Genomic DNA, 22,814 nt, shown 5'->3' with positions numbered 1-22,814 from the left:
GACGGGCGGGCCTGAGTACCGTTCCGGCGGCAGGGTTCGGTGCGGGAACAGGGATCGGGGCGGAATGGACGGGTACGACAAGGGTTCCGGCGGCGGGTCCGCCGGGCCTGACGAGCCCGCCGGGCCTGACGAGCCCGCCGAGTTCTCCGGCTCTGAGCAGCAGGACGGGCTCTCCGGCCCCGAGGAGTCCGGCGGGCTCTCCGACTCCGAGCGGCAGAGCGCGCCCGAGCCCCGCGTCGAGCCCCGCGTCGGCATCGCCGGGCTCTCGCTGGGCCATCAGATCGCCGCCGCGGTCGCGCTCGCCCTCATCGCCGTGGCCGCCTGCGTCCACATCGGCATGCTCTTCCTGCACGTCGCCCCCTCGAACACCGTGACCAAGCAGCACGGCGACGTGGTCGACGACTGGATCTACCCCGAGTTCGAGCAGAACTGGAAGCTCTTCGCGCCCAACCCGCTCCAGCAGAACGTCGCGGTGCAGGCCCGCGCCGAGCTCCGTACGGCCGGTGGCGGTGTACGGACCACGCACTGGTACGACCTGTCCGCGCGCGACGGCGCCGCCATCGACGGCAGCCTGTTCCCCAGCCACACGCAGCAGAACGAGCTGCGCCGCGCCTGGGACTTCTACACGGGCTCGCACGACGCGCAGAATCGTCCCGTCGGCCTGCGGGGCCAGCTCTCCGAGCGCTATGTCCGCCGAGTCGCGCTCATGCGGCTCGACAGGGAGCGGCCGGGCGGCGCGGGCGACCACATCGCGCGCGTGCAGGTGCGTTCCCGGACCACGAACGTACGGCCGCCGAAGTGGAGCGAGGAGAAGGTGCCCACCAAGCCGACCTATCGGATACTCCCTTGGTGGTCGGTGACGTCCGGGGACATGCCCCTGGGGGACGGCGCCGGAGTCGGCACCGGGCGGGACACGGGCCGGGACACGGACCGGGACGGGCAGGGGAGTGACCGATGAGCCGCTTCGAACGTCCGCTGGCGCAAGGGCTCGCCAAGGCCACCGGCTTCGCCCTCGGTCCGTACCAGACCGCGGTGATCCGCATCGGCTTCGCCGCCACCTGGCTGCTCTTCCTGCTGCGCGAATTCCCCCACCGCCATGAGCTGTACGGCCCGGACGGGCCCTGGAGCTGGGACATGGCCCAGCAGCTCATCGCGAACAACGGCGCCTTCACGGCACTGATGTGGTCGGACGGGCAGCTCTGGTTCGAGGTCGTCTATCTGCTTGCCATGGTGAGCAGCGTCCTGCTGCTGCTCGGCTGGCGCACGCGCGTGATGTCCGTGCTCTTCATGGTCGGCGTGCTCTCGCTGCAGAACCGCAGCATCTTCATCGGCGACGGCGGCGACAACGTCATCCACCTGATGGCGACCTACTTGGTGTTCACCCGGTGCGGTCAGGTCTGGTCCCTGGACGCGCGACGCGCGGCACGCGCGCGTGCCGAGAGTCCCGAACTCACCGTGCCGGTCGACCGCGTGGGGCCCGCCCTGTGGTGGGTGCTCGGGCTCGTCCTGTCCGGTGTGACGTTCCTGGGGGAACTCAGCGGCGGCTGGCTGCTGTTCTTCTGGGGGCTGCTGCTCGTGCACGGCCTGTGGTGGGCCGTGGGGCAGCGTGCGCCGCAGGGACAGTTCCGCAAGCTCTTCGACGTCGTCGCCAACCTCGCCCACAACGCGGCGCTGCTCGTGATCATGGTCGAGGCGTGCCTGATCTACGCGACCGCCGGCTGGTACAAGATCCAGGGGAGTCGCTGGCAGGACGGCACGGCCGTCTACTACCCGCTGAACCTCGACTACTTCTCGCCGTGGCCCGCGCTGTCCGACGTCCTTTCGTCCAACGGCGTCATGCTGATGCTGGTGACGTACGGGACGGTCGCCGTGCAGGTGGCCTTCCCGTTCACCCTCTTCAACCGGCGCGTCAAGAACGTGCTGCTCACGGCCATGATCTTCGAGCACGCCGTCATCGCGGTCGTGCTCGGACTGCCGTTCTTCTCGCTCGCGATGATCACGGCCGACGCGGTGTTCCTGCCGACGACGTTCCTGCGGCGGGTGGGCGGATGGGCGACGCGCGCACGCGTGGGGCTGGCATCCCGGGTGCCGCTCGACCGGCTTCCCCGCAGGAGCGCCCTGCCGGAACAGCGGGCCGTGGGCGGGGAAAGGGACGAGGAGCCCACCGAGCACGCGCGCGTAGGCTTCACTCCATGAACAGGACGGACGCGACGGCGGATCCCGGCGGCGCCGAGCGCGCCTGGCGGGGGATCGCCGAGACGTCCGTACTGCTCGACGGCTTTCACGCGATCAAGCACGCGCTGCGCTTCGGCGCGTCCGTGCCCCTGGCGCTGACCAGTGACAGGGCCGCGGTCCTCGCGCTCGCCGACGAGCTGGCCCCGGACGTGCGGGACGCGCTCGACGCGCTCCTCGTGCGGGTCCCGGACGAGCGGCTGCGCGCGCTCGTGCCGCGGCTGCACCCGACGGCGGTCGCCGCCCTCGCGGTCCGCCCCTCGCGCGCCGCCAACCTCGAAGCACTGGCACGTACGCCCAGGACCGCGCCGGTCGTCGTGCTCGACGATCCCCGCAATCTGGGCAACGCGGGGGCCGTGATCCGGCTTGCCGCGGGCTTCGGGGCGACCGGCGTCGTCACGACAGGCACGCTCGATCCCTGGCACCCCACCGTCGTACGCGGCGGGGCGGGGCTGCATTTCGCGACGGCCGTGGAGCGGATGGACGTCGCCGAGCTGCCGCACGGCCCGGTGTTCGCGCTCGACGCGGAGGGCGAGGACATCCGGTCTCTGAAGCTCCCCGACGACGCGGTGCTCGCCTTCGGGTCCGAGCGCAGCGGCCTCTCGGAGCGGCTGCGCGCCCGCGCCGATCACTTGGTGTCGCTGCCGATGCGCCCGCAGGTCTCCAGCTACAACCTGGCGACGAGCGTCGGCATGGCGCTCTTCCACTGGTCGGCGGGCAGGCCCCCGGGGCCGGGGGCCTGAACCCGCCGCGCGTCGCGCGTGATGCGTCACGCGTCCTTGCGGATCTCCACCACGCGGAAGCGGTTGGCCACGAACGCGCCGTCGCAGAGCGCGGCGTTGGCCGCGGGGTTGCCGCCCGAGCCGTGGAAGTCCGAGAACGCCGCCGTCTGGTTCACATAGACGCCGCCCGTGAGGTTCAGGGACAGCTGGGCGCACTCCTCCAGGCACGTCTCCTCGACGGCCGCGGAGACCTCGTCCGACGTCGTGTACGCCCCTACGGTCATGGCGCCCTTGTCCCGCACCGTGCGGCGCAGCAGCTCCACCGCGTCCGTCGCGGAGTCGACGGCGACCGCGAAGGAGACGGGACCAAAGCACTCGCTGAGGTAGGCGGCCTCCGCGTCCGGCTTGGCGCCGTCCAGCTTGACGATGACGGGGGTGCGGACCACCGCGTCCGGGAACTCGGGGTTGGCGATCTCCCGTGAGGCGAGGGCGACTTCACCGAGCCCGGCGGCGGCCTCCAGGCGGGTCTTCACGCCCGGGTTGACCAGGGCGCCGAGGATGCCGTTCGCCCGGGCGTCGTCGCCGAGCAGGCCGCTGACGGACGCCGCGAGGTCGGCGACCACGTCGTCGTACGACTTGGCGCCCGCGTCCGTGGTGATGCCGTCACGGGGGATCAGCAGGTTCTGCGGGGTCGTGCACATCTGGCCGCTGTACAGCGACAGGGAGAAGGCCAGGTTCGCCAGCATCCCCTTGTAGTTGTCCGTCGAGTCGATGACGACCGTGTTGACCCCGGCTTTTTCCGTGTAGACCTGGGCCTGGCGGGCGTTGGTCTCCAGCCAGTCGCCGAAGGCCGTCGACCCCGTGTAGTCGATCAGCTTGATCTCGGGGCGCACGGCGAGGGTCTTGGCGATGCCCTCGTCGGGCCGCTCGGCGGCCAGACAGACGAGGTTGGGGTCGAAGCCGGTCTCCGCGAGGACCTCGCGGGCGATCCGCACCGTGAGCGCGAGCGGCAGCACCGCGCGCGGGTGGGGCTTGACCAGGACGGGGTTGCCGGTGGCGAGCGAGGCGAACAGGCCCGGGTAGCCGTTCCACGTCGGGAAGGTGTTGCAGCCGATCAGGAGCGAGATGCCGCGCGCGACGGGCGTGAAGCGCTTGTTCAGTGCGAGCGGGTCGCGCTTGCCCTGGGGCTTCGTCCACTCGGCGGCTTCGGGGGTGCGGGCCTGCTCCACATACGCGTACGCGATGGCTTCGAGGCCGCGGTCCTGGGCGTGCGGTCCGCCGGCCTGGAACGCCATCATGAAGGCCTGGCCGCTGGTGTGCATGACCGCGTGCGCGAGCTCGTGCGTGCGGGCGCTGATCCGGGCCAGGATCTCCAGGCTGACCATCGCGCGCACTTCCGCGCCCGCGTCGCGCCAGGCGCGCATCCCGGCGCGCATGGCGGGCAGCAGGGTGTCGATGTCCGGGTGGGGGTACGTGATCCCCAACTCCGGTCCGTACGGAGAGACTTCCCCGCCCACCCAGTCGTCCGTGCCGGGCTGGTCGAGGTCGAAGCGGGTGCCCAGGAGGGCGTCGAAGGCGGCCTTGCCCTCGGGCAGGCTCAGGCTTCCGCCCTCGCCGTACGCCTTGGGGTGCTCGGGATGAGGGGACCAGTACGCGCGCGTGCGGATGGTCTCCAGCGCCTGGTCGAGGGTGGGCCGGTGCTTGGCGATCAGCTGGTGCGCGGTGAGTTCGGCGGCCATGACAGGACCAACTCCTCGTCGGGCAGCTCTCCATCGAGCTGGTGAGCCGGGCAGGAACAGTGGGCAGGGACTGGCTGACAGAGCTAGAGTAACCGAACGATCGGTCGGGACAAGAGGGTCTGCCGAACCTGTGGACAACTTCTCCACGGCGACCCCCGGACCCTGCGGCCGACAGGCCGTGCGGGAGGATCGCGAACATGACAGGACTGGAGCTCAGCAGCGCCGTTGCCGTGGTCGGAACCGGCACCATGGGACAGGGCATCGCCCAGGTCGCCCTGGTCGCGGGCCACCCCGTGCGGCTCTACGACGCGGCGCCCGACCGGGCGAGGGCGGCTGCCGACGCGATCGGCGCCCGCCTTGACCGGCTGGTCGAGAAGGGCAGGCTCACGGCGGCGGACCGCGCCGCCGCGGCCGCCAGGATCACCCCGGCCGAGAGCCTCGCCGAGCTCGCCGACTGCGGGCTCGTCGTCGAGGCCGTCCTGGAGCAACTGGACGTCAAACAGCGACTGTTCCAGGACCTGGAAGACGTGGTCGCCGAGGACTGTCTGCTGGCCACCAACACCTCCTCCCTCTCCGTGACCGCCATCGCGGGCGCGCTCAGGAACCCCGGCCGTTTCGTCGGTCTGCACTTCTTCAACCCGGCGCCGCTGCTCCCCCTCGTCGAGGTCGTCAGCGGCTTCGCGACGGACGAGGCGGCCGCCACGCGCGCGTACGAGACGGCCAAGGGCTGGGGCAAGACGCCGGTGCGCTGCGCGGACACCCCCGGCTTCATCGTCAACCGCGTGGCCAGGCCCTTCTACGCCGAGGCGCTGCGTGCGTACGAGGAGCGGGTCGCTGATCCCGCCACGATCGACGCCGTCCTGCGCGAATGCGGCGGCTTCAAGATGGGCCCCTTCGAACTGACCGACCTCATCGGCCAGGACGTCAACGAGGCCGTCACGCGCTCCGTGTGGGAGTCCTTCTTCCAGGACCCCAAGTTCACGCCCTCGCTCGCCCAGCGCAGGCTCGTCGAGTCGCGCCGCCTCGGGCGCAAGTCGGGGCAGGGCTGGTACGCGTACGGCGATGGTGCCGCGCGCCCGGAGCCGCACACGGCGGAGCCCGCGAAGGCACCCGAGTCCGTGGCAGTCCACGGCGACCTCTTCCCGGCGGACGCCCTGACCGGCCTCATCAAGGAGGCGGGCATCAGGGTCGGACGCGGCAAGGGCGTCCCCAGCTACCCCGGCTCCATCGAGCTGCCCAGTGGCGTGCGGCTCGCCCTGGTGGACGGCTCAGCGCCCGACGCCGCGGCGGAGCCCACGATCCACTTCGACCTCGCCCTGGACTACCGGGCGGCGACCCGCGTCGCGCTCGCGCCGTCCGGCCGGGTGGGCGAGCAGGGCCTCAAGGAGGCGATCGGCCTCTTCCAGGCGCTCGGGAAGAAGGTCAGCGTCATCGGCTACACCCCGGGGATGATCGTGGCCCGCACGGTGTGGATGCTCGTCGACTTCGCCCTCGACGCCGTGGGGCGCGGGGTCGCGGACGCCGACGACGTCGACACCGCCCTGCGGCTCGGCGTCAACTACCCGCGCGGGCCCGTCGAATGGGGCCGGGCGCTCACCGCGTACCGGGTGGCCGAGGCGCTCGACCAGCTCCACGAGGAGTACCCCACAGGGCGCTACGCGCCGTCCCAGGCCCTGCGGCGCCAGGCCGTGCGAGAGGAATACTCATGACCACCGCCCGGCGGGACACGTACACCCCGGAGACGCTGCTCAGCGTGGCAGTCCGGGTCTTCAACGAGCGCGGCTACGACGGCACGTCCATGGAGCACCTCTCCAAGGCGGCGGGCATCTCCAAGTCCTCGATCTACCACCACGTGGCGGGCAAGGAGGAGCTGTTGCGGCGCGCGGTGAGCCGGGCCCTCGACGGTCTCTTCGGGATCCTCGCCGAGGAGCACGCGCGCGTGGGCAGCGCGGTCGAGCGCCTGGAGTACGTCACGCGCCGCACCGTGGAGGTCCTTGTCGCCGAACTGCCCTACGTGACGCTGCTGCTGCGGGTGCGCGGCAACACGGACACCGAGCGGTGGGCCATGGAGCGGCGCAGGGAGTTCGACCAGCAGGTCGCCGAGCTGTTCAAGGAGGCCGTCGCGGACGGCGATCTGCGCTCGGACGCGGATCTGCGCCTGGCCACCCGGCTGCTCTTCGGAATGATCAACTCCATCGTGGAGTGGTACCGCCCGGAGAGCCGCGGCGCCGCCAACGGCGAGCAGGTCGCCGACGCCGTGGTGCAGTTGGCCTTCGCCGGGCTGCGCGCCGAGAGCTGAGCACGCCCGCCCGCAAGGTACGGACGGGATCAGGGCTCCGGGTCCATGTCGTCCTCCTCGAAGACCAGCAACGTCCGCGTGCTGAGCACCTCGGGGATGGACTGCAGCCGGGTGAGCACCAGTTCGCGCAGGGCGCGGTTGTCCGGCGTGTGCACCAGGAGCAGTACGTCGAAGTCGCCGCTGACCAGCGCGATGTGGGACGCACCGGGCAGTGCGCGCAGATGCTCGCGCACCGTACGCCAGGTGTTCTGGACGATCTTGAGCGTGATGTAGGCGGAGGCGCCCTGCCCGGCGCGTTCGTGGTTGATCCGCGCCCCGAAGCCCCGGATGACGCCGTCGTCGATGAGCCGGTTGATGCGCGCGTACGCGTTGGCACGCGAGACATGGACGCGGTCGGCCACGGAGCGTATCGACGCGCGACCGTCCGTGTGCAGGATCTGGAGGATGTCGCGGTCGATGGCGTCCAGGGCCCTGGGGTCCGGGCGGTCGTCGCCGTGCCGGTCGACCATTCGTTCAGGTGCCATGTCCCCCCGCCTCCCTACCATGGACGTACTGCATCCATCCCAGGCTGTGCAGAACCGTTTGTCCACAGCCTGGAGGTGCCTGTAGCCAAAATGTGCCGACGACCGAACAATCGGTAGGTGAGGCGCACCACACCGCCGCGCCTCTTTTGCCGCTCCTCACGAGGAGACCGCTTCCCCCAGGAGGTGCCGTCATGACGGTCATGGAGCAGCGGGGCGCCTACCGGCCGACCCCGCCCCCCGCTTGGCAGCCCAGGACGGACCCCGCGCCGCTGCTGCCGGACGCGGAGCCGTACCGAGTCCTTGGCACCGATGCCGCGCAGAAGGCCGACCCGGGGCTGCTGCGCCGCCTGTACGCGGAGCTGGTCCGCGGACGCCGCTACAACACGCAGGCGACGGCCCTGACCAAGCAGGGCAGGCTCGCCGTCTACCCGTCGAGCACCGGGCAGGAGGCGTGCGAGGTCGCCGCGGCGTTCGCCCTGGAGGAGCGGGACTGGCTCTTTCCCAGCTACCGGGACACGCTCGCCGCGGTCGCCCGCGGCCTCGACCCGGTCAGCGCGCTGACGCTGCTGCGCGGCGACTGGCACACCGGGTACGACCCCCGCGAGGCCCGCATAGCGCCGCTGAGCACGCCGCTCGCGACCCAGCTCCCGCACGCCGTGGGCCTCGCGCACGCCGCCCGCCTCAAGGGTGACGACGTGGTCGCGCTCGCCATGGTCGGCGACGGCGGCACCAGCGAGGGCGACTTCCACGAGGCGCTGAACTTCGCGGCCGTGTGGCAGGCGCCCGTCGTCTTCCTCGTGCAGAACAACGGCTTCGCGATCTCCGTGCCGCTCGCCAAGCAGACCGCGGCCCCCTCCCTCGCGCACAAGGCCGTGGGGTACGGCATGCCGGGGCGCCTGGTGGACGGCAACGACGCGGCCGCGATGCACGAGGTGCTGAGCGAGGCGGTGGCCCGGGCACGCGCGGGCGGCGGCCCGACCCTCGTCGAGGCGGTCACGTACCGCATGGAAGCGCACACGAACGCCGACGACGCCACGCGCTACCGCCCCGACGCCGAGGTCACGGCCTGGCGTGACCACGACCCGATCCTCCTCCTGGAGCGGGAGCTGACGGAGCGCGGACTCCTGGACGACGACCTGAAGCGGCAGGCGGGCGACGACGCGGAGGCCATGGCGGCCGACCTGCGCGGGCGCATGAACCAGGACCCCCAGCTCGACCCCATGGACCTCTTCACGCACGTGTACGCCGAGCAGACCTCCCAACTGCGGGAGCAGGCGGCGCAGTTGCGGGCCGAGCTCGAAGTGGCCTCGGAAGAGGCGGAGGAGGAAGCGCGATGACCACGGTCGCGGCGAAGCCGGTCACCAAACCGGTCACGAAACCGGCCACCATGGCGCAGGCGCTCGGGCGCGCGCTGCGCGACTCCATGGCCGAGGACCCCTCCGTACACGTGCTCGGGGAGGACGTCGGCGCGCTCGGCGGCGTCTTCCGGGTCACCGACGGGCTCACCAAGGAGTTCGGCGAGGAGCGCTGTACGGACACCCCGCTCGCCGAGGCGGGCATCCTGGGGACGGCGGTCGGCATGGCGATGTACGGGCTTCGGCCCGTCGTCGAGATGCAGTTCGACGCCTTCGCCTACCCCGCCTTCGAGCAGCTGATCTCGCACGTGGCGCGGATGCGCAACCGCACGCGGGGCGCGATGCCGATGCCCATCACCGTGCGCGTGCCCTACGGCGGCGGCATCGGCGGCGTCGAGCACCACAGCGACTCCTCCGAGGCGTACTACATGGCGACCCCGGGCCTGCACGTCGTCACGCCCGCCACGGTCGCCGACGCCTACGGCCTGCTGCGCGCCTCCATCGCCTCCGACGACCCGGTCGTCTTCCTGGAGCCGAAGCGCCTGTACTGGTCCAAGGCCGACTGGAACCCTGCCGCGCCCACGGCCGTTGAACCGATAGGCCGCGCCGTGGTGCGGCGCACCGGACGCAGTGCCACGCTCATCACGTACGGCCCTTCCGTGCCCGTCTGCATGGAGGCCGCCGAGGCCGCGCGTGCCGAGGGCTGGGACCTCGAAGTGGTCGATCTGCGCTCGCTGGTGCCCTTCGACGACGAGACGGTCGCCGCCTCCGTGCGCAGGACCGGGCGCGCCGTCGTCGTGCACGAGTCGGGCGGCTTCGGCGGCCCCGGCGGGGAGATCGCCGCGCGGATCACCGAACGCTGCTTCCACCACCTGGAGGCGCCGGTGCTGCGGGTCGCGGGATTCGACATTCCGTACCCCCCGCCGATGCTGGAGAAGCACCACCTGCCGGGCGTGGACCGGATCCTGGACGCGGTCGCGCGGCTGCAGTGGGAGGCGGAGAGCTGATGGCCCCTGCTTTTGATGTGAACAGTCTCGAATTCAAGCTGCCCGACCTCGGGGAAGGGCTGACGGAGGCCGAGATCGTCCGGTGGCTCGTGCAGGTCGGTGACGTCGTCGCCGTGGACCAGCCGGTCGTCGAGGTGGAGACGGCCAAGGCGATGGTCGAGGTGCCGTGCCCCTACGGAGGCGTGGTCACGGCCCGCTTCGGGGACGAGGGCGCGGAACTGCCGGTCGGTGCGCCGCTGTTGACGGTCACCGTGGGCTCACCGGCGGGCTCGGGCTCGGCAGGGGCTCCGGAGGAGCCCGCCGAGCGGGCCCTGCTGTCGGCCGCGCGGTCGCCCGCGCTGTCCGCCGCCGAGGAGTCCTCGGGGAACGTCCTCGTCGGGTACGGCACGGCGGCGGCGCCTGCCCGCCGTCGACGGGTGCGGCCCGCGGCACCGCAGGCCGTCGCGGCACCGCAGGCCGCAGCGCCGCCGGAGCCGGTCACGTCGCCGGAGCCCGTCGCGCTGTCCGGGCGACAGGATCCCGCGCGCGGTGACGGGCCGATTCCGGTGATCTCGCCCCTCGTACGGAAGCTGGCGCGGGAGAACGGCGTCGATCTGCGTGTCCTCGTGGGCTCGGGCCACGACGGGCTGATCACGCGGGCCGACGTCGAGGGAGCCATCGCCGCGGGCGGACTGGCCCGGCACGGGGCGGGCCAGTCCGCCGGGGGGACGCGCGAAGAGTCCCAGCGGCCCGGATCCCGCGAGGACGAGGCGCGCGGGCGCGCGGTGAAGGAAGCCGTCCGCGAGGACGACGAGCTCATCCGCGAGGGGCTGGCCGAGGCGCGCCGTCAGGTCGAGGCGGGGCAGGAGCCGACCCGTGCGGGCATCGCGTCCCGGCACCCCTTGACCGGCATCAGGGGCCTCGTCGCCGACAAGATGTCCCGCAGCAGGCGCGAGATACCGGAGGCCACCTGCTGGGTCGACGCCGACGCGACCGAACTGCTCGCCGCCCGCGCCGCGATGAACGGGGCCATGGGGCCGCGCGACGGCCAGAAGGTGTCGCTCCTTGCGCTGTTCGCCCGCATCACCGTCGCCGCCCTCGACCGGTACCCGATGCTCAACTCCACCGTGGACATGGAGGCGCGCGAGGTGCGCCGCCTCGCCGACATCCACCTCGGCTTCGCCGCGCAGACCGACCGCGGCTTGGTCGTCCCCGTCGTACGGCACTCCCAGACGCGGACCACCACGTCGATCAACGGTGAGCTGATACGCCTGACGGAGGCGGCGAGGGAGGGCACGCTCACCCCCGCGGAGCTCACCGGAGGGACCTTCACGCTCAACAACTACGGAGTGTTCGGGGTCGACGGATCCACGCCGATCATCAATCACCCCGAGGCGGCCATGCTCGGCGTGGGCCGCATCGTGCCCAAGCCGTGGGTGCACCAGGGGGAGTTGGCGGTGCGGCACGTGGTCCAGCTGTCGCTCACGTTCGACCACCGGGTGTGCGACGGCGGTACGGCTGGCGGGTTCCTGCGGTACGTGGCGGACTGCGTCGAACAACCGGCGGTGCTGCTGCGGTCGGTGTGAGCGACCACAGCGTCACCGAAGTGACATAAGTCCCTTGCCCGAAGGGCCCTTCGCGGGGGTGGCAATGATCCTCCGTATGCCCATACTCGGGGGATGACCGCGAACGAGCGTGACACCCCTCCGTACGACGCCGTCGTGCTCGCCGGGGGCGGGGCCGCGCGGCTCGGCGGCGCGGACAAGCCCGGCGTGCGGGTGGGCGGCCGGGCGCTGATCGACCGGGTCCTCTCGGCCTGTTCCGGCGCGCGGACCACCGTCGTGGTGGCCGAGCCGCGGGCCACCGCGCGCCCCGTGGTGTGGGCGCGCGAGGACCCGCCGGGCGGCGGCCCGCTCGCCGCGCTCGACGCCGGGCTCCGCGCCACCACGGCGGAGCGGGTGGTGGTGGTCTCCGCCGACCTGCCGTTCCTGGCCGAGCGGACCGTACGCGGACTCCTCGACGCCCTGCGCGAGAGCGGCGCGGACGGGGCGGTCCTCACCGACCCCGACGGCCGTGACCAGCCGCTCGTCGCGGCCTACCGGAGCGCGTCGCTGCGGCGCGAGAGCGCGGTCCTCGCGGAGGCGAACGGCGGCGGGCTCACCGGGCTCCCGCTGCGGCGGCTCACCGCGCGGCTCGCGCTGACCAGGGTCGCCGACCCCGTCGCGGCCTTCGACTGCGACACCTGGGACGACATCGCCGCCGCTCGGGCGCGCATCAGGGAGCATGGGCACGTGTTGGATGAATGGATTTCCGCAGTCAAGGACGAGCTGGGCATCGAACTCGACGTCGATACCGGCACGCTGCTCGACCTCGCCCGTGACGCCGCGCACGGCGTGGCCAGGCCGGCGGCGCCACTGACCACTTTCCTCGTCGGGTACGCGGCGGCCCAGGCGGCGGCGCGGGGCGAGGCGCCCGGCGGTGCCGAAGCCGTGGCCGACGCGGCCCGCAAGGCCGCGGCGCTCGCACTCCGGTGGGCGGACGAGGACCAGCAGGACGCGCCCACAGGGGCCGCGCCCGGATCTTCCCCCGAGGCCGGCAGCGGCGTCGCGCCGGACGCCGGATGACCGGGCGGCCCATGCCCGACGCCGAGCTCGACGAAGCACTCGCCCTGGTGAACGACCACCGGGAGGGCCCTGGCGCGACGTCTCGCCCCGCGGCCCCGTCCGGCGCCCCCGCCGCCACCCCCGCTCCCTCACCCGCCCCCGCCCCCGCTCCCCGGAGCGAGGCGCCCGACAGGCATGGCCACACCACCCCCTGGCCCACCGCCCGCGCCCGCGCCGCCCGGGCGCCGCGCCCCGGCTCCGCGGTCACCCCGGTCGCCCTCGACCAGGCACTCGGGCTGACCCTGGCCGCGCCGCTCGGCGCCCTGACCGATCTGCCGTCCTTCGACACCTCGGCGATGGACGGCTGGGTCGTCGCGGGCCCGGGCCCCTGGGACGTGCGGGCCGAGGGGATCCTCGCCGGGCACGGGCGGCCCGAGCCGCTCACCGACGGCGAGGCGGTCCGCATCGCGACCGGCGCCCGCATCCCGCAGGACGCCACCGGCGTCCTGCGCAGCGAGCACGGCCGCACCGATGACAGCGGCAGGCTGCACGCGGGGCACGAGGTCGTGCCCGGGCAGGACATCCGCCCGCGCGGCCAGGAGTGCCGTTCCGGCGACCAACTCCTGCCGCGGGGCACGCTCGTGACGCCCGCCGTGCTCGGTCTGGCCGCGGCCGCCGGGTACGACACGCTGCCGACGCTGCGCCGTCCGCGCGCCGAAGTGCTGGTCCTGGGCGACGAGCTGCTGACCGACGGACTCCCCCGCGACGGCCTCATCCGGGACGCGCTCGGCCCGATGCTGCCGCCGTGGCTGCGCGCGCTCGGCGCCGAGGTCACCGCGGTCCGACGCCTCGGCGACGATGCCGAGGCCCTCCACAAGGCGATCACGACGTCCGACGCCGACCTGCTCGTCACGACCGGCGGCACCGCCTCGGGCCCCGTCGACCACGTCCACCCCATCCTGACCCGCATCGGTGCCGAGCTGCTCGTGGACGGTGTCGCCGTGCGCCCCGGCCACCCCATGCTCCTGGCCCGCATCCGGCCCGACCAGCACCTCGTCGGGCTGCCCGGCAACCCGCTGGCGGCCGTCTCGGGCCTGCTGACCCTGGCCGAACCCCTGTTGCGTACGCTCTCGGGGCGCGGAAATCAGGCTGCGTACACCGCGCCCGTCCGCGACGATGTCCAGGGACACCCGCACGACACGCGTCTCGTCCCCGTCACCCTGCGCTCCGAGCACGCGGTGCCGCTGCACTTCAACGGGCCCGCGATGCTGCGCGGCATCGCGGCGGCCGACGGGCTCGTGGTCGTACCGCCCGGCGGAGCGCACCAGGAACAGGAGTTGGAGATTCTCGATCTGCCCTGGGCCCTGATGGCCTCCGACGGCGGGGTGTGTTTCACGTGAAACTTCCCGGACACGACGCGATCGCCCGGCACCCCGACGAACACCACACGACCCACCGGATCAAGCTGCCCCAGCGCGAGGTCGTGAAGCCGCTGCGGCAGGTCACCCGGCGTCTTGCGATGGCGCTGCTCGTACTCGCCGTCACGACGTGCATCGTCTGGCTCGACCGCGCCGGGTACCACGACAACTCCGACAAGCACGTCGACTTCCTCGACGCGGCGTACTACGCGACGGTGACGCTCTCCACCACCGGGTACGGCGACATCGTCCCCTACAGCGATTCCGCGCGGCTCACCAACATCCTGCTGATCACGCCGCTGCGCGTGCTCTTCCTGATCATCCTGGTCGGTACCACCCTCGAAGTGCTCACGGAACGGACGCGCGAGGAGTGGCGTCTGTCCCGCTGGAGGTCCAACTTGCGTGAACACACTGTCGTCGTCGGCTTCGGCACCAAGGGCCGCTCGGCGATCCAGACCGTCTGCGCGACCGGCCTGAAGCCGGACCAGATCGTGGTCGTCGACCCCAGCGCGAAGGTCGTCGACGCGGCCACGGCGGAGGGATTCGCGGGCGTCATCGGCGATGCGACGCGCAGTGACGTGCTGCTCCGTGCCGAGGTGCAGCGGGCCCGCCAGATCATCATCGCGACCCAGCGGGACGACACCGCCGTCCTGGTCGCCCTCACCGCACGGCAGTTGAACCGCGGGGCGAAGATCGTGGCGGCGGTCCGCGAGGAGGAAAACGCGCCGCTGCTCCGCCAGTCCGGTGCCGACGCCGTGATCACCAGCGCCAGCGCGGCGGGCAGGCTGCTCGGTCTCTCCGTGCTCAGCCCCAGCGCGGGCATGGTCATGGAGGACCTGATCCAGCAGGGCAGCGGTCTCGATCTCGTCGAACGGCCGGTGATAAAGGCCGAGGTGGGGCGTGGTGTGCGGGAGACCGACGACCTGGTCGTCAGCGTCGTCCGTGGGCATCGGGTCCTTGGATACGACGATCCGGCGGTCGGGAAGCTGCAGTTGACGGACCGTCTGATCACGATCGTGCGGGCTTCGCCCGCGAGTGTGGTGGCGCCGGATCTCAAGCCGTTGCGGGCGGACTAGTCCGGACTACTGGAGCGGACCGGTCCGGACTACTCGAACGGGGACAGTGGGGCGGCGACGGGGTTTTGCGCAGTTCCCCGCGCCCCTTTATGGCGCAGTTCCTCGCGCCCCCTCTGACGGGGGCGCGAGAGTAGCCTCGGGGCCATGTATGCGATCACGATCCCTGAACCCGGCGGCCCCGAAGCGCTCGTATGGGCCGAGGTCCCCGATCCCGTACCCGGCGAGGGCGAGGTCCTCGTCGAGGTCGTGGCCAGCGCCGTGAACCGCGCCGATCTGCTGCAGCGGCAGGGCGCCTACAACCCGCCGCCCGGCTCCTCCCCCTACCCCGGCCTGGAGTGCGCGGGCCGGATCACCGCGCTCGGCACCGGCGTCTCCGGCTGGTCGGTCGGCGACGAGGTGTGCGCGCTGCTCGCGGGCGGTGGCTACGCCGAACAGGTCGTCGTGCCGGTGGGCCAGCTGCTGCCCGTGCCCGACGGCGTCGACCTCGTCACGGCGGCCGCGCTGCCCGAGGTCACCTCGACGGTGTGGTCCAACGTCTTCATGATTTCCCACCTCCGGCCCGGCGAGACGCTGCTCGTGCACGGCGGCTCCAGCGGCATCGGCACCATGGCGATCCAGCTCGCGAAGGCGGTCGGCGCCAAGGTGGCGGTCACCGCCGGTACGAAGGAGAAGCTCGACTTCTGCGGTGAGCTCGGTGCGGACGTGCTGATCAACTACCGCGAGCAGGACTTCGTCGAGGAGATCGCGCGGGCCACGGACGGGGCGGGCGCGGACGTCATCCTCGACAACATGGGCGCGAAGTACCTGGGGCGGAACGTTCAGGCACTCGCCGTCAACGGGCGTCTCGCGATCATCGGCATGCAGGGCGGGATCAAGGGCGAGCTGAACATCGCGGCGCTGCTCACCAAGCGGGCGGCGATCACGGCTACGTCGCTGCGGGGGAGGCCGCTGGGCGAGAAGGCGGCGATCGTCGCGGCGGTGCGGGAGCATGTGTGGCCGTTGATCGGGGCGGGGCAGGTGCGGGCCGTGGTGGATCGGCAGGTGCGGATGAGTGAGGCTGCGGAGGGGCATCGGGTGCTGGAGGGGAGTGGGCATATCGGGAAGGTGCTTCTGGTTCGGTAGCGGCGGGGGTTCCCCTGCGGGGGGCTTCGGGGCGGTTCTGAGGGGGCGTAGTTCCTCGCGCCCCTGGGCGGGGCGGGGCTTGTGCCTTTGTTCGAGTGGGCCTGGGCGTGGCCGTTTGCGCAGTTCCCCGCGCCCCTGGTCCGCGCCGCTGCCTCTGCCCTCGTCGGGTGGGTCTGAGCGGTTCTTCTCGCGCAGTTCCCCGCGCCCCTGAACGGCGTTCCCTCGGCCCGCGCCGGTGCTTGTGCCCTTGTCGGGTGGGCCGGGGCGTTGGTTTTTGCGCAGTTCCCCGCGCCCCTGAACCGCGTCCCCCGGCCCGCGTCCTCGACCACGCCCCCAGCCCTCGCCCCGAGCCCTCGCCCCGAGCCCTCGCCCCGAGCCCTCGCCCCGAGCCCTCGCCCCCTCCCCGCGCCCCCAGCCGCATGCCCCCGGCCCGAGCTCCCAGCCCCCGCGCCCCCAGCCCGCGCCCCAGCCCGCGCCCTCAGCCCATGCCGCTTCCCTTGCCCGCCCCCCCGTCGAGCCAGTTCCCCTCCCTCCTCCCCCCAATCCAAGATGCCGGAATTGTCACAACATGTGACTCTTGTCACTGGTGGTGTGGCCGGTTCGGTGTGGGAGGGGGTTGGTGTGGTCGTGGATGGGGCTTGGGTTGGGCGGGTCGTGGGGGTCGTGGGGGTCGTGGGGGTTGTGGGAGTTGTGGGGCTCGTCGGGGTTGGGTCCGTGGGTGTCTCGTATGCCGGTGAAGCCGCCCCGAACAAGTCCGTGATCAGCGTTGACGAGACCTCCCGTGCCGGGAGTCGCGCGGGTGAGGGGCGGGAGCGGCCTGGGCGGCCGGAGTCGGTGCTTCCCGATCAGGGCCTCCCCGATCAGGCCGATCAGGGCCTGCCTGATCAGGCTCTCCCCGTGCCGACATCGCCGTCCCCGAAGCCCGAGCGGGAGTCCGTCGCCCGGCGCGATGCCGCGTTCGATGCCGCCCGGCCCACCCGCGCCGACCCCGTCCTGCCCGGTCTGCGCGTGTTGCCGCTCGGGGGCGGGCTCGTCCTCATCGGGCTGGGCATCGGGTTCCTCGGGCTGCGGTTGCGTCGTGGGTGAAGGGTGGATCAGCTCTGGATGGGGGCACTACCGATGTGTGATGTACGGGTACGAGAGAATGGCGGCATGGAGATGCCGAGGAACGAACGGTCGCCGGAGAGCCCCCAGGTCCTGGTCGTGGGCCAGGACGGAATGGCACTCGGTGGTGGCGGAGACGACGACTCCCGCGAGGTCCCGGTGACGGAGATGGTCGAACAGCCGGCCAAGGTCATGCGGATCGGCAGCATGATCAAGCAGCTGCTGGAGGAGGTGCGGGCGGCTCCTCTCGACGAGGCGAGCCGGGTCCGCCTCAAGGAGATTCACGCCAGCTCGGTCAAGGAGCTCGAGGACGGTCTCGCCCCCGAGCTCGTCGAGGAGCTGGAGCGGCTCTCCCTGCCCTTCACGGACGACACGACGCCGAGCGATGCCGAACTGCGCATCGCGCAGGCCCAGTTGGTCGGCTGGCTCGAAGGCCTCTTCCACGGGATCCAGACGACGCTGTTCGCGCAGCAGATGGCCGCGCGGGCGCAGCTGGAGCAGATGCGGCGTGCGCTGCCGCCCGGTGTGGGCGGCGACGAGGACGAGGAGCCGGGCGGTGGCCTCGCGGGCCGCTCGGGAGGCCCCTACCTCTAGGTCCCGAGCGGACGACGACAGAAGAGGTGAGGGGCTCGGCACGCAATCCGCGTGCCGAGCCCCTCACCTGTGAGTCCTCGGACCGCCTACGCCGGATCCCCCGAGGAGATGTCGAACTGGATCTCGACATGCTTCGGGTCGATCTCCGAGCCCTCCTTCGGGGTCTGGCGCATGACCGTGTCCTCGCCGTACGCGTTCTCGTCGACCTTGCGCTTGTCGTAGCTCCAGCCCGCCGCCTGGAGGCAGGTCAGCACCGACTTCCAGTCCTTGAACGTGAAGTCAGGCGCCTTGATCTTGTTCTCGTCGTTGTAGGCCGTCTCCGGCTCCGTGCACTTGGTCGATTCCATCGTCTTCGTGCGGTCGGGGCCCTTGTGCCCGGCGACCGGCTGCTTCGACTTGTCGTCCGTGGCCTCGTTGCCGCCGTCGTCCTTGTTGAGCGAGATCGCGGTGATCACGCCGCCGACGGCGAGCAGCGCGACGACGATCGCGCCGACGACCACCGGCATGTTCCGCCGCTTCCCGGAGCCGCCCTGGCCGGTGGGCGCGGGCGCGGACTGCTGCGTCGCGAGGTTGTACGGCGGCGGGGTGTGCGCGCCCTGCGGCTGGGCGTACGCGTTGACCGGCGGCGGGGTCTGGTAGCCGCCCTGCTGCGGGTAGCCGTACCCCGGGGTGGGGGCGGACGCCGGGGCCGGGGTCGGCGGGCCGTACGAACCGGGCTGGTACGGCGTCTGGACGGGGCCGCCCTGCGGGAGCGAGGTGTCGACCGGCGGGAAGACCGCGGAACCGACGCCCGCGCCGCTCGCCGTCTGGGCGCCGGGGACGATGCTGGGGGCCGCCGCCTGGAAGGACTGGGCCACGCGCAGGCACTCGTCGCGCATGGAATCGGCGGTCGGGAAGCGCTCGTTCGGGTTCTTCTTGAGCGCGCGGGCGACGATCGCGTCGATCGCGGGCGGCAGGGAACGGTTGATCGAGGAGGGAGCGACCGGCTCCTCCTGGACGTGCGCGTACGCGATGGCGAGCGGCGAGTCCGCCTCGAAGGGCAGCCGCCCGGTGACCAGTTGGAAGAGCATGATGCCGACGGAGTAGAGGTCCGAGCGGGCGTCGACGCCACGGCCGAGGGCCTGCTCCGGCGAGAGGTACTGCGGGGTGCCGACGACCATGCCGGTCTGCGTCATCGACGTGACGCCGGACTGCATCGCGCGGGCGATGCCGAAGTCCATCACCTTCACGACGTTGCGCTTGGTCATCATCACGTTGCCGGGCTTGATGTCGCGGTGGACCAGGCCCATCTCGTGGCTGATCTCCAGGGCCGCGAGCACATCGGCGGTGATCTTCAGTGCCTGGTCGGACGGCATCGCGCCGTACTGCGCGACGGAGGCGTCGAGCACCGAGCCGAGCGGCTTGCCCTCGACGTACTCCATGACGATGTACGGCATCGTCGCGCCGTCCAGCTCGTCCTCGCCGGTGTCGAAGACCGACACGATGTTGGTGTGCGTGAGCTTCGCCACCGACTGGGCCTCGCGGCGGAAGCGCTCGCGGAAGGACTGTTCGCGGCCGAGTTCGCTGTGCAGGGTCTTGATGGCGACCTGGCGGTCGAGCACGGAGTCGTAGGCGAGGTGCACGGAGGCCATGCCGCCCTCGCCCAGCAGATCGCGCAGTTGGTAGCGGCCGCCGGCCAGCGAACGCCCCGCATACCGCCCCTGTGCGCCGTCCTGGCTGCTCATCTTGTGCGTCCCCCATCGGCGCGGTTGCCGGACGGCTCCGCGGCTGGTGATCGATAACCGCTATTCCAGGCCAAGTCTGCCCCAGGACGATGACGCGTCAAGCTCGGTGCCCGTTCCGTGACCGTACGCGCAAGAAGCGTCTCGGAAGCGTTACAAGTTTGCGCATGGGCACCGGCAAAGGCTTTGATGTCCGGTCCACCTCGAATCGGGAGGTGGTGTGAAGGCTGTAGCGTGGCCGACGGAGTACCCCGTTATCGCGACGTACTCAGTTTCAAGTACCACGACCAGAAACGACGGCGAGGACTGATGGCACAGACGCAGCGCGCTCAGGGCCCGTCCGACCCCGAGGCGACTGGCGGCGGAATGTCAGACGCGCCTGAGTTGTGGGGGAATGGCGGGCTTGTCGGAGACGGCCGATATCGGCTGACGCACAGACTCGGCCGGGGCGGCATGGCCGAGGTGTTCGCGGCCGAAGACGTACGGCTCGGCCGTACGGTCGCGGTCAAGCTCCTCCGCTCCGACCTTGCCGAGGACCCGGTCTCCAAGGCGCGTTTCACGCGTGAGGCACAGTCCGTCGCGGGCCTCAACCACCACGCTGTGGTCGCCGTGTACGACTCCGGTGAAGACGTCGTCGGGCCGAACGTCGTCCCCTACATCGTCATGGAGATCGTCGAGGGCCGCACGATCCGCGACCTGCTGATCAACGCGGAGGCCCCGGGCCCCGAGCAGGCGCTGATCATCGTCTCCGGGGTGCTCGAAGCGCTCGCCTACTCCCACCAGCACGGCATCGTGCACCGTGACATCAAGCCCGCGAACGTGATCATCACCCACGCAGGTGCGGTGAAGGTGATGGACTTCGGCATCGCGCGCGCCCTGCACGGCGCGCAGTCGACGATGACGCAGACCGGCATGGTCATGGGCACGCCCCAGTACCTGTCGCCCGAGCAGGCGCTCGGCAAGGCCGTCGACCACCGCTCCGACCTGTACGCGACGGGCTGTCTCCTCTACGAACTGCTCGCGCTGCGGCCGCCGTTCACCGGCGAGACGCCGCTCTCCGTGGTCTACCAGCACGTCCAGGACACGGCCGTACCGCCCTCCGAGGTCTCGGACGCGGCGCCGCCGGAGCTGGACGGGCTCGTCATGCGCTCCCTCGCCAAGGACCCGGACGACCGGTTCCAGACGGCCGAGGAGATGCGCGGACTCGTCCAGTACGGGCTGCAGATGCTGCACGAGCAGGGCAGCCACACCGGGACCTGGAACACCGGGCCCGTCGAGATGCACGAGGGCGGCAACACCCCCGCGATGGGCGTCGCGGGCACGGCGGCGATGGGGCACCCGGACTCCGGGACCGCGCAGATCCCCAGCCCGATGCTGCCCTCGCGGGGCGGCGACGACGGCGGCTTCGAAGGCGGTCACCGCGGTGGCAAGGGCGGCCGCGGCAAGATGTGGATCTTCGTGGTGCTCGCGATCATCGCCATCGCGGTGGGCGTGACGTTCGCGCTGACCGCGGCGGACAAGAAGAACCAGAAGGACCCGCCGAAGACTCCTGAGACCAAGCAGTCGCAGGAGAAGGAGCCGAGCGAGAGCGCGGACGAGACCACGGACGAGGAGACCGACCCCGGCGCGGACCCCGGCGGGCAGACGGACTACAACCCGCCGACCAACCAGCCGACCAGGCCCACCCAGCCCACCCAGGGCACCACCCAGCCCACCACGGACCCGACGACGCCGACCGGCGAGCCGACGACCGCGGACCCGACCACGGACCCGACCACGGATCCCACCGAGGACCCGCCGGAGACGACGGATCCGACGGACGACGGTGAGGACCCGGGCGCCGGGGGCGGCGACGGGGCCTGAACCCCTCGTACGGACAACGACGCGTGCGGACACGACGAAAGGGCCGACCCGACCGGGTCGGCCCTTTCGCGCGAGTCAGAGGATGTACTGGAGCGAGCGGTCGTGGCCCGCCCGCAGCGTGTGGACCGTGGCGAACTGCGGCTCTATCCGCAGGTACACCGGGTCGAAGAGCTCGCCGTCCGCGAAGTGCGGGGTGGGACCGAAGAGTTCGAGCTCGGCGTTGGTCGGCTCGACGGCCTCGCAGACGCCCACCAGCTGGACCGTCCACTGGCCCTCGCGGGCGGTCGCCACATTGAGGTTGTCCGCGCCGTACGCGACGACACTGCCGACACATGCGTGGTGGTAGCCGTAGCCCTTGTGCATGCGGAGAAGGATCTTGCCGTCGACGACGATGTGGCGCGCCGCGGCGAGGAAGGGCAGCGCGCGCATGCTGGTCGCCACCCGGCCGTAGTCGCTGCGGCGGAGCAGTTCGAAGGCGAGCTGTTCGTCGGTGGGCATGACCACCACTTTGGTTCATGGACAGGATGTCGGAAAAGGGGATCCCGCCCTGAGAAGGCGGGGACGTAAGTCCCGGCCGGGGCTGCCCTCCCGGCCCGTCCCCGCTTGTCCTCCCGGCCCCGTTCCGCTGTCCCACGGGCGGAGAACGCCTCCCTCAGTGCTGCTTCTCCGCCTGCATGCGCGCCACATAGGCGGCCGCCTGCGAACGGCGCTCCATGCCCAGCTTGGAAAGGAGGCTGGAGACGTAATTCTTGATCGTCTTCTCGGCCAGGTGGAGGCGCTCGCCGATCACGCGGTTGGTCAGGCCCTCGCCGATCAGGTCGAGGATCTTCCGCTCCTGGTCGGTGAGGTTGGCCAGGCGGTCGTCGCCCTTGGGGTTGTTGCCGTCCCGCAGCCGCTCCAGGACCCGGGCGGTGGCCACGGGGTCGAGCAGGGACTTGCCGGCGGCCACGTCCCGTACGGCCGTGAGGAGTTCATTGCCCCTGATGGCCTTGAGGACATAGCCGGAGGCACCGGCCATGATCGCGTCGAAGAGCGCCTCGTCGTCGGCGAACGAGGTGAGCATCAGGCACTTGATGTCCTCGTTCTGCGAGCGGATCTCGCGGCAGACCTCGACACCGCTGCCGTCCGGCAGGCGCACGTCGAGCACCGCCACGTCGGGCCGCGTCGCGGGGATCCTGACCAGGGCGTCTGCCGCGGTCCCCGCCTCGCCGACCACCTCGATGTCGGACTCCACGGAGAGCAGCTCATGGACTCCACGCCGGACCACTTCATGGTCGTCGAGGAGAAATACCGTAATTTTTCCGTCTTCGCGCACGGAGCCAGTCTCACACACGATCTCTTTCTACGCCCGGGCGGAACCCTTCCCGTGCGCGGGGTGGCCGGGATAACGTGCCGGTGTTCCGGCCCCCTGCCAGGCTGTGATCAGTGCTGTGACCAGGAAGTGTTCCCGCCTTTC

Annotated in this window: 20 protein-coding genes; 15 read left to right on the top strand and 5 right to left on the bottom strand. The window is 71.6% G+C overall.

Annotated features, from left to right (window positions below; all coding sequences use genetic code 11):
* Positions 1-64 precede the first annotated feature (64 nt).
* The 3 genes from CP970_RS20950 to CP970_RS20940 are packed head-to-tail and all read left to right on the top strand — an operon-like array spanning position 65 to position 2,975.
* Entirely contained in the window at positions 65-958 is an 894-nt protein-coding gene (locus CP970_RS20950) for a DUF5819 family protein (protein ID WP_224058572.1), read from the top strand.
* Positions 955-2,196, top strand: coding sequence for an HTTM domain-containing protein (locus tag CP970_RS20945; protein WP_055553370.1), 1,242 nt, complete (start codon positions 955-957; stop codon positions 2,194-2,196). Before CP970_RS20950 ends, CP970_RS20945 begins: the two co-directional genes overlap by 4 nt.
* Complete coding sequence (locus tag CP970_RS20940; protein WP_055553372.1) at positions 2,193-2,975, top strand: TrmH family RNA methyltransferase; 783 nt, start codon at positions 2,193-2,195, stop codon at positions 2,973-2,975. Before CP970_RS20945 ends, CP970_RS20940 begins: the two co-directional genes overlap by 4 nt.
* 26 nt (positions 2,976-3,001) lie before the next feature.
* Here CP970_RS20940 and paaN read toward each other — a convergent pair whose 3' ends face one another.
* Positions 3,002-4,693 carry a phenylacetic acid degradation protein PaaN gene (paaN, locus tag CP970_RS20935; protein ID WP_055553374.1) on the bottom strand — a complete coding sequence of 564 codons (1,692 nt, stop codon included), beginning with the start codon at positions 4,691-4,693 and terminating at the stop codon, positions 3,002-3,004.
* 197 nt (positions 4,694-4,890) lie between these two features.
* On the opposite strand from paaN, the gene CP970_RS20930 reads away from it, so the two are divergent.
* Positions 4,891-6,402 (top strand): 3-hydroxyacyl-CoA dehydrogenase, encoded by a 1,512-nt coding sequence (locus CP970_RS20930; RefSeq protein WP_055553376.1) that lies wholly within the window; start codon positions 4,891-4,893, stop codon positions 6,400-6,402.
* Positions 6,399-6,992, top strand: a complete 594-nt coding sequence (locus CP970_RS20925; protein ID WP_055553378.1) for a TetR/AcrR family transcriptional regulator — start codon at positions 6,399-6,401, stop codon at positions 6,990-6,992. Before CP970_RS20930 ends, CP970_RS20925 begins: the two co-directional genes overlap by 4 nt.
* Before the next feature lie 29 nt (positions 6,993-7,021).
* On the opposite strand, the gene CP970_RS20920 is transcribed toward CP970_RS20925, so the two are convergent.
* Positions 7,022-7,516, bottom strand: coding sequence for an Lrp/AsnC family transcriptional regulator (locus CP970_RS20920; RefSeq protein ID WP_079043876.1), 495 nt, complete (start codon positions 7,514-7,516; stop codon positions 7,022-7,024).
* Positions 7,517-7,707: 191 nt separating this feature from the next.
* Here CP970_RS20920 and pdhA point away from each other — a divergent pair, with 191 nt between their 5' ends.
* The 9 genes from pdhA to CP970_RS20875 all read left to right on the top strand — a co-directional run bounded on the left by pdhA (position 7,708) and on the right by CP970_RS20875 (position 17,774).
* A complete protein-coding gene (pdhA, locus tag CP970_RS20915) occupies positions 7,708-8,853 on the top strand; it encodes a pyruvate dehydrogenase (acetyl-transferring) E1 component subunit alpha (RefSeq protein ID WP_055553383.1) in 1,146 nt (381 codons plus the stop codon).
* The gene (locus tag CP970_RS20910; RefSeq protein WP_055553385.1) at positions 8,850-9,878 is read left to right on the top strand and encodes an alpha-ketoacid dehydrogenase subunit beta; all 1,029 of its coding nucleotides are present in this window, start codon (positions 8,850-8,852) and stop codon (positions 9,876-9,878) included. The genes pdhA and CP970_RS20910 overlap by 4 nt, the downstream gene beginning before the upstream one ends.
* On the top strand, positions 9,878-11,443 hold the full coding sequence (locus CP970_RS20905) for a dihydrolipoamide acetyltransferase family protein (protein WP_055553387.1): 1,566 nt from the start codon (positions 9,878-9,880) through the stop codon (positions 11,441-11,443). Before CP970_RS20910 ends, CP970_RS20905 begins: the two co-directional genes overlap by 1 nt.
* A gap of 93 nt (positions 11,444-11,536) precedes the next feature.
* Positions 11,537-12,481: an NTP transferase domain-containing protein gene (locus CP970_RS20900; RefSeq protein WP_055553389.1), complete on the top strand. Its 945-nt coding sequence runs from the start codon at positions 11,537-11,539 to the stop codon at positions 12,479-12,481.
* Positions 12,482-12,492: 11 nt separating this feature from the next.
* Positions 12,493-13,860, top strand: a complete 1,368-nt coding sequence (locus tag CP970_RS20895; RefSeq protein ID WP_224058570.1) for a molybdopterin molybdotransferase MoeA — start codon at positions 12,493-12,495, stop codon at positions 13,858-13,860.
* Positions 13,848-14,954, top strand: coding sequence for a potassium channel family protein (locus CP970_RS20890; RefSeq protein WP_191094938.1), 1,107 nt, complete (start codon positions 13,848-13,850; stop codon positions 14,952-14,954). The genes CP970_RS20895 and CP970_RS20890 overlap by 13 nt, the downstream gene beginning before the upstream one ends.
* A 144-nt stretch (positions 14,955-15,098) precedes the next feature.
* Positions 15,099-16,076: an NAD(P)H-quinone oxidoreductase gene (locus tag CP970_RS20885; RefSeq protein ID WP_150493691.1), complete on the top strand. Its 978-nt coding sequence runs from the start codon at positions 15,099-15,101 to the stop codon at positions 16,074-16,076.
* An 897-nt stretch (positions 16,077-16,973) separates the two neighbouring features.
* Positions 16,974-17,162 (top strand): hypothetical protein, encoded by a 189-nt coding sequence (locus CP970_RS20880; RefSeq protein WP_150493689.1) that lies wholly within the window; start codon positions 16,974-16,976, stop codon positions 17,160-17,162.
* Between the two features lie 66 nt (positions 17,163-17,228).
* Entirely contained in the window at positions 17,229-17,774 is a 546-nt protein-coding gene (locus CP970_RS20875; protein WP_055552672.1) for a bacterial proteasome activator family protein, read from the top strand.
* Between the two features lie 86 nt (positions 17,775-17,860).
* On the opposite strand, the gene CP970_RS20870 is transcribed toward CP970_RS20875, so the two are convergent.
* Entirely contained in the window at positions 17,861-19,498 is a 1,638-nt protein-coding gene (locus tag CP970_RS20870) for a protein kinase domain-containing protein (protein WP_055552670.1), read from the bottom strand.
* Between the two features lie 306 nt (positions 19,499-19,804).
* Between CP970_RS20870 and CP970_RS20865 the strand changes: the two genes are divergently transcribed.
* Positions 19,805-21,358: a protein kinase domain-containing protein gene (locus tag CP970_RS20865; protein WP_150493687.1), complete on the top strand. Its 1,554-nt coding sequence runs from the start codon at positions 19,805-19,807 to the stop codon at positions 21,356-21,358.
* A 75-nt stretch (positions 21,359-21,433) separates the two neighbouring features.
* Here CP970_RS20865 and CP970_RS20860 read toward each other — a convergent pair whose 3' ends face one another.
* The gene (locus tag CP970_RS20860) at positions 21,434-21,856 is read right to left on the bottom strand and encodes a pyridoxamine 5'-phosphate oxidase family protein (protein WP_055557210.1); all 423 of its coding nucleotides are present in this window, start codon (positions 21,854-21,856) and stop codon (positions 21,434-21,436) included.
* Positions 21,857-22,010: 154 nt separating this feature from the next.
* Positions 22,011-22,673, bottom strand: coding sequence for a response regulator (locus CP970_RS20855; RefSeq protein ID WP_150493685.1), 663 nt, complete (start codon positions 22,671-22,673; stop codon positions 22,011-22,013).
* Positions 22,674-22,814 lie beyond the last annotated feature (141 nt).

Source organism: Streptomyces kanamyceticus (assembly GCF_008704495.1).
Classification (GTDB): Bacteria; Actinomycetota; Actinomycetes; order Streptomycetales; family Streptomycetaceae; genus Streptomyces; species Streptomyces kanamyceticus.
The sequence above is the reverse complement of the archived record's forward strand: the minus strand, read 5'-3'. Positions and strand labels throughout refer to the sequence as shown.

Bases quoted from the DNA above. Each gene is read 5' to 3' on its own strand.
- CP970_RS20930 (WP_055553376.1), top strand. From the start codon at position 4,891: ATGACAGGACTGGAGCTCAGCAGCGCCGTTGCCGTGGTCGGAACCGGC.
- CP970_RS20895 (WP_224058570.1), top strand. From the start codon at position 12,493: ATGCCCGACGCCGAGCTCGACGAAGCACTCGCCCTGGTGAACGACCAC.
- pdhA (WP_055553383.1), top strand. From the start codon at position 7,708: ATGACGGTCATGGAGCAGCGGGGCGCCTACCGGCCGACCCCGCCCCCC.
- CP970_RS20940 (WP_055553372.1), top strand. From the start codon at position 2,193: ATGAACAGGACGGACGCGACGGCGGATCCCGGCGGCGCCGAGCGCGCC.
- CP970_RS20945 (WP_055553370.1), top strand. From the start codon at position 955: ATGAGCCGCTTCGAACGTCCGCTGGCGCAAGGGCTCGCCAAGGCCACC.
- paaN (WP_055553374.1), bottom strand. From the start codon at position 4,693: ATGGCCGCCGAACTCACCGCGCACCAGCTGATCGCCAAGCACCGGCCC.
- CP970_RS20875 (WP_055552672.1), top strand. From the start codon at position 17,229: ATGGAGATGCCGAGGAACGAACGGTCGCCGGAGAGCCCCCAGGTCCTG.
- CP970_RS20900 (WP_055553389.1), top strand. From the start codon at position 11,537: ATGACCGCGAACGAGCGTGACACCCCTCCGTACGACGCCGTCGTGCTC.
- CP970_RS20865 (WP_150493687.1), top strand. From the start codon at position 19,805: ATGGCACAGACGCAGCGCGCTCAGGGCCCGTCCGACCCCGAGGCGACT.
- CP970_RS20870 (WP_055552670.1), bottom strand. From the start codon at position 19,498: ATGAGCAGCCAGGACGGCGCACAGGGGCGGTATGCGGGGCGTTCGCTG.
- CP970_RS20910 (WP_055553385.1), top strand. From the start codon at position 8,850: ATGACCACGGTCGCGGCGAAGCCGGTCACCAAACCGGTCACGAAACCG.
- CP970_RS20950 (WP_224058572.1), top strand. From the start codon at position 65: ATGGACGGGTACGACAAGGGTTCCGGCGGCGGGTCCGCCGGGCCTGAC.
- CP970_RS20885 (WP_150493691.1), top strand. From the start codon at position 15,099: ATGTATGCGATCACGATCCCTGAACCCGGCGGCCCCGAAGCGCTCGTA.
- CP970_RS20860 (WP_055557210.1), bottom strand. From the start codon at position 21,856: ATGCCCACCGACGAACAGCTCGCCTTCGAACTGCTCCGCCGCAGCGAC.
- CP970_RS20925 (WP_055553378.1), top strand. From the start codon at position 6,399: ATGACCACCGCCCGGCGGGACACGTACACCCCGGAGACGCTGCTCAGC.
- CP970_RS20905 (WP_055553387.1), top strand. From the start codon at position 9,878: ATGGCCCCTGCTTTTGATGTGAACAGTCTCGAATTCAAGCTGCCCGAC.
- CP970_RS20920 (WP_079043876.1), bottom strand. From the start codon at position 7,516: ATGGCACCTGAACGAATGGTCGACCGGCACGGCGACGACCGCCCGGAC.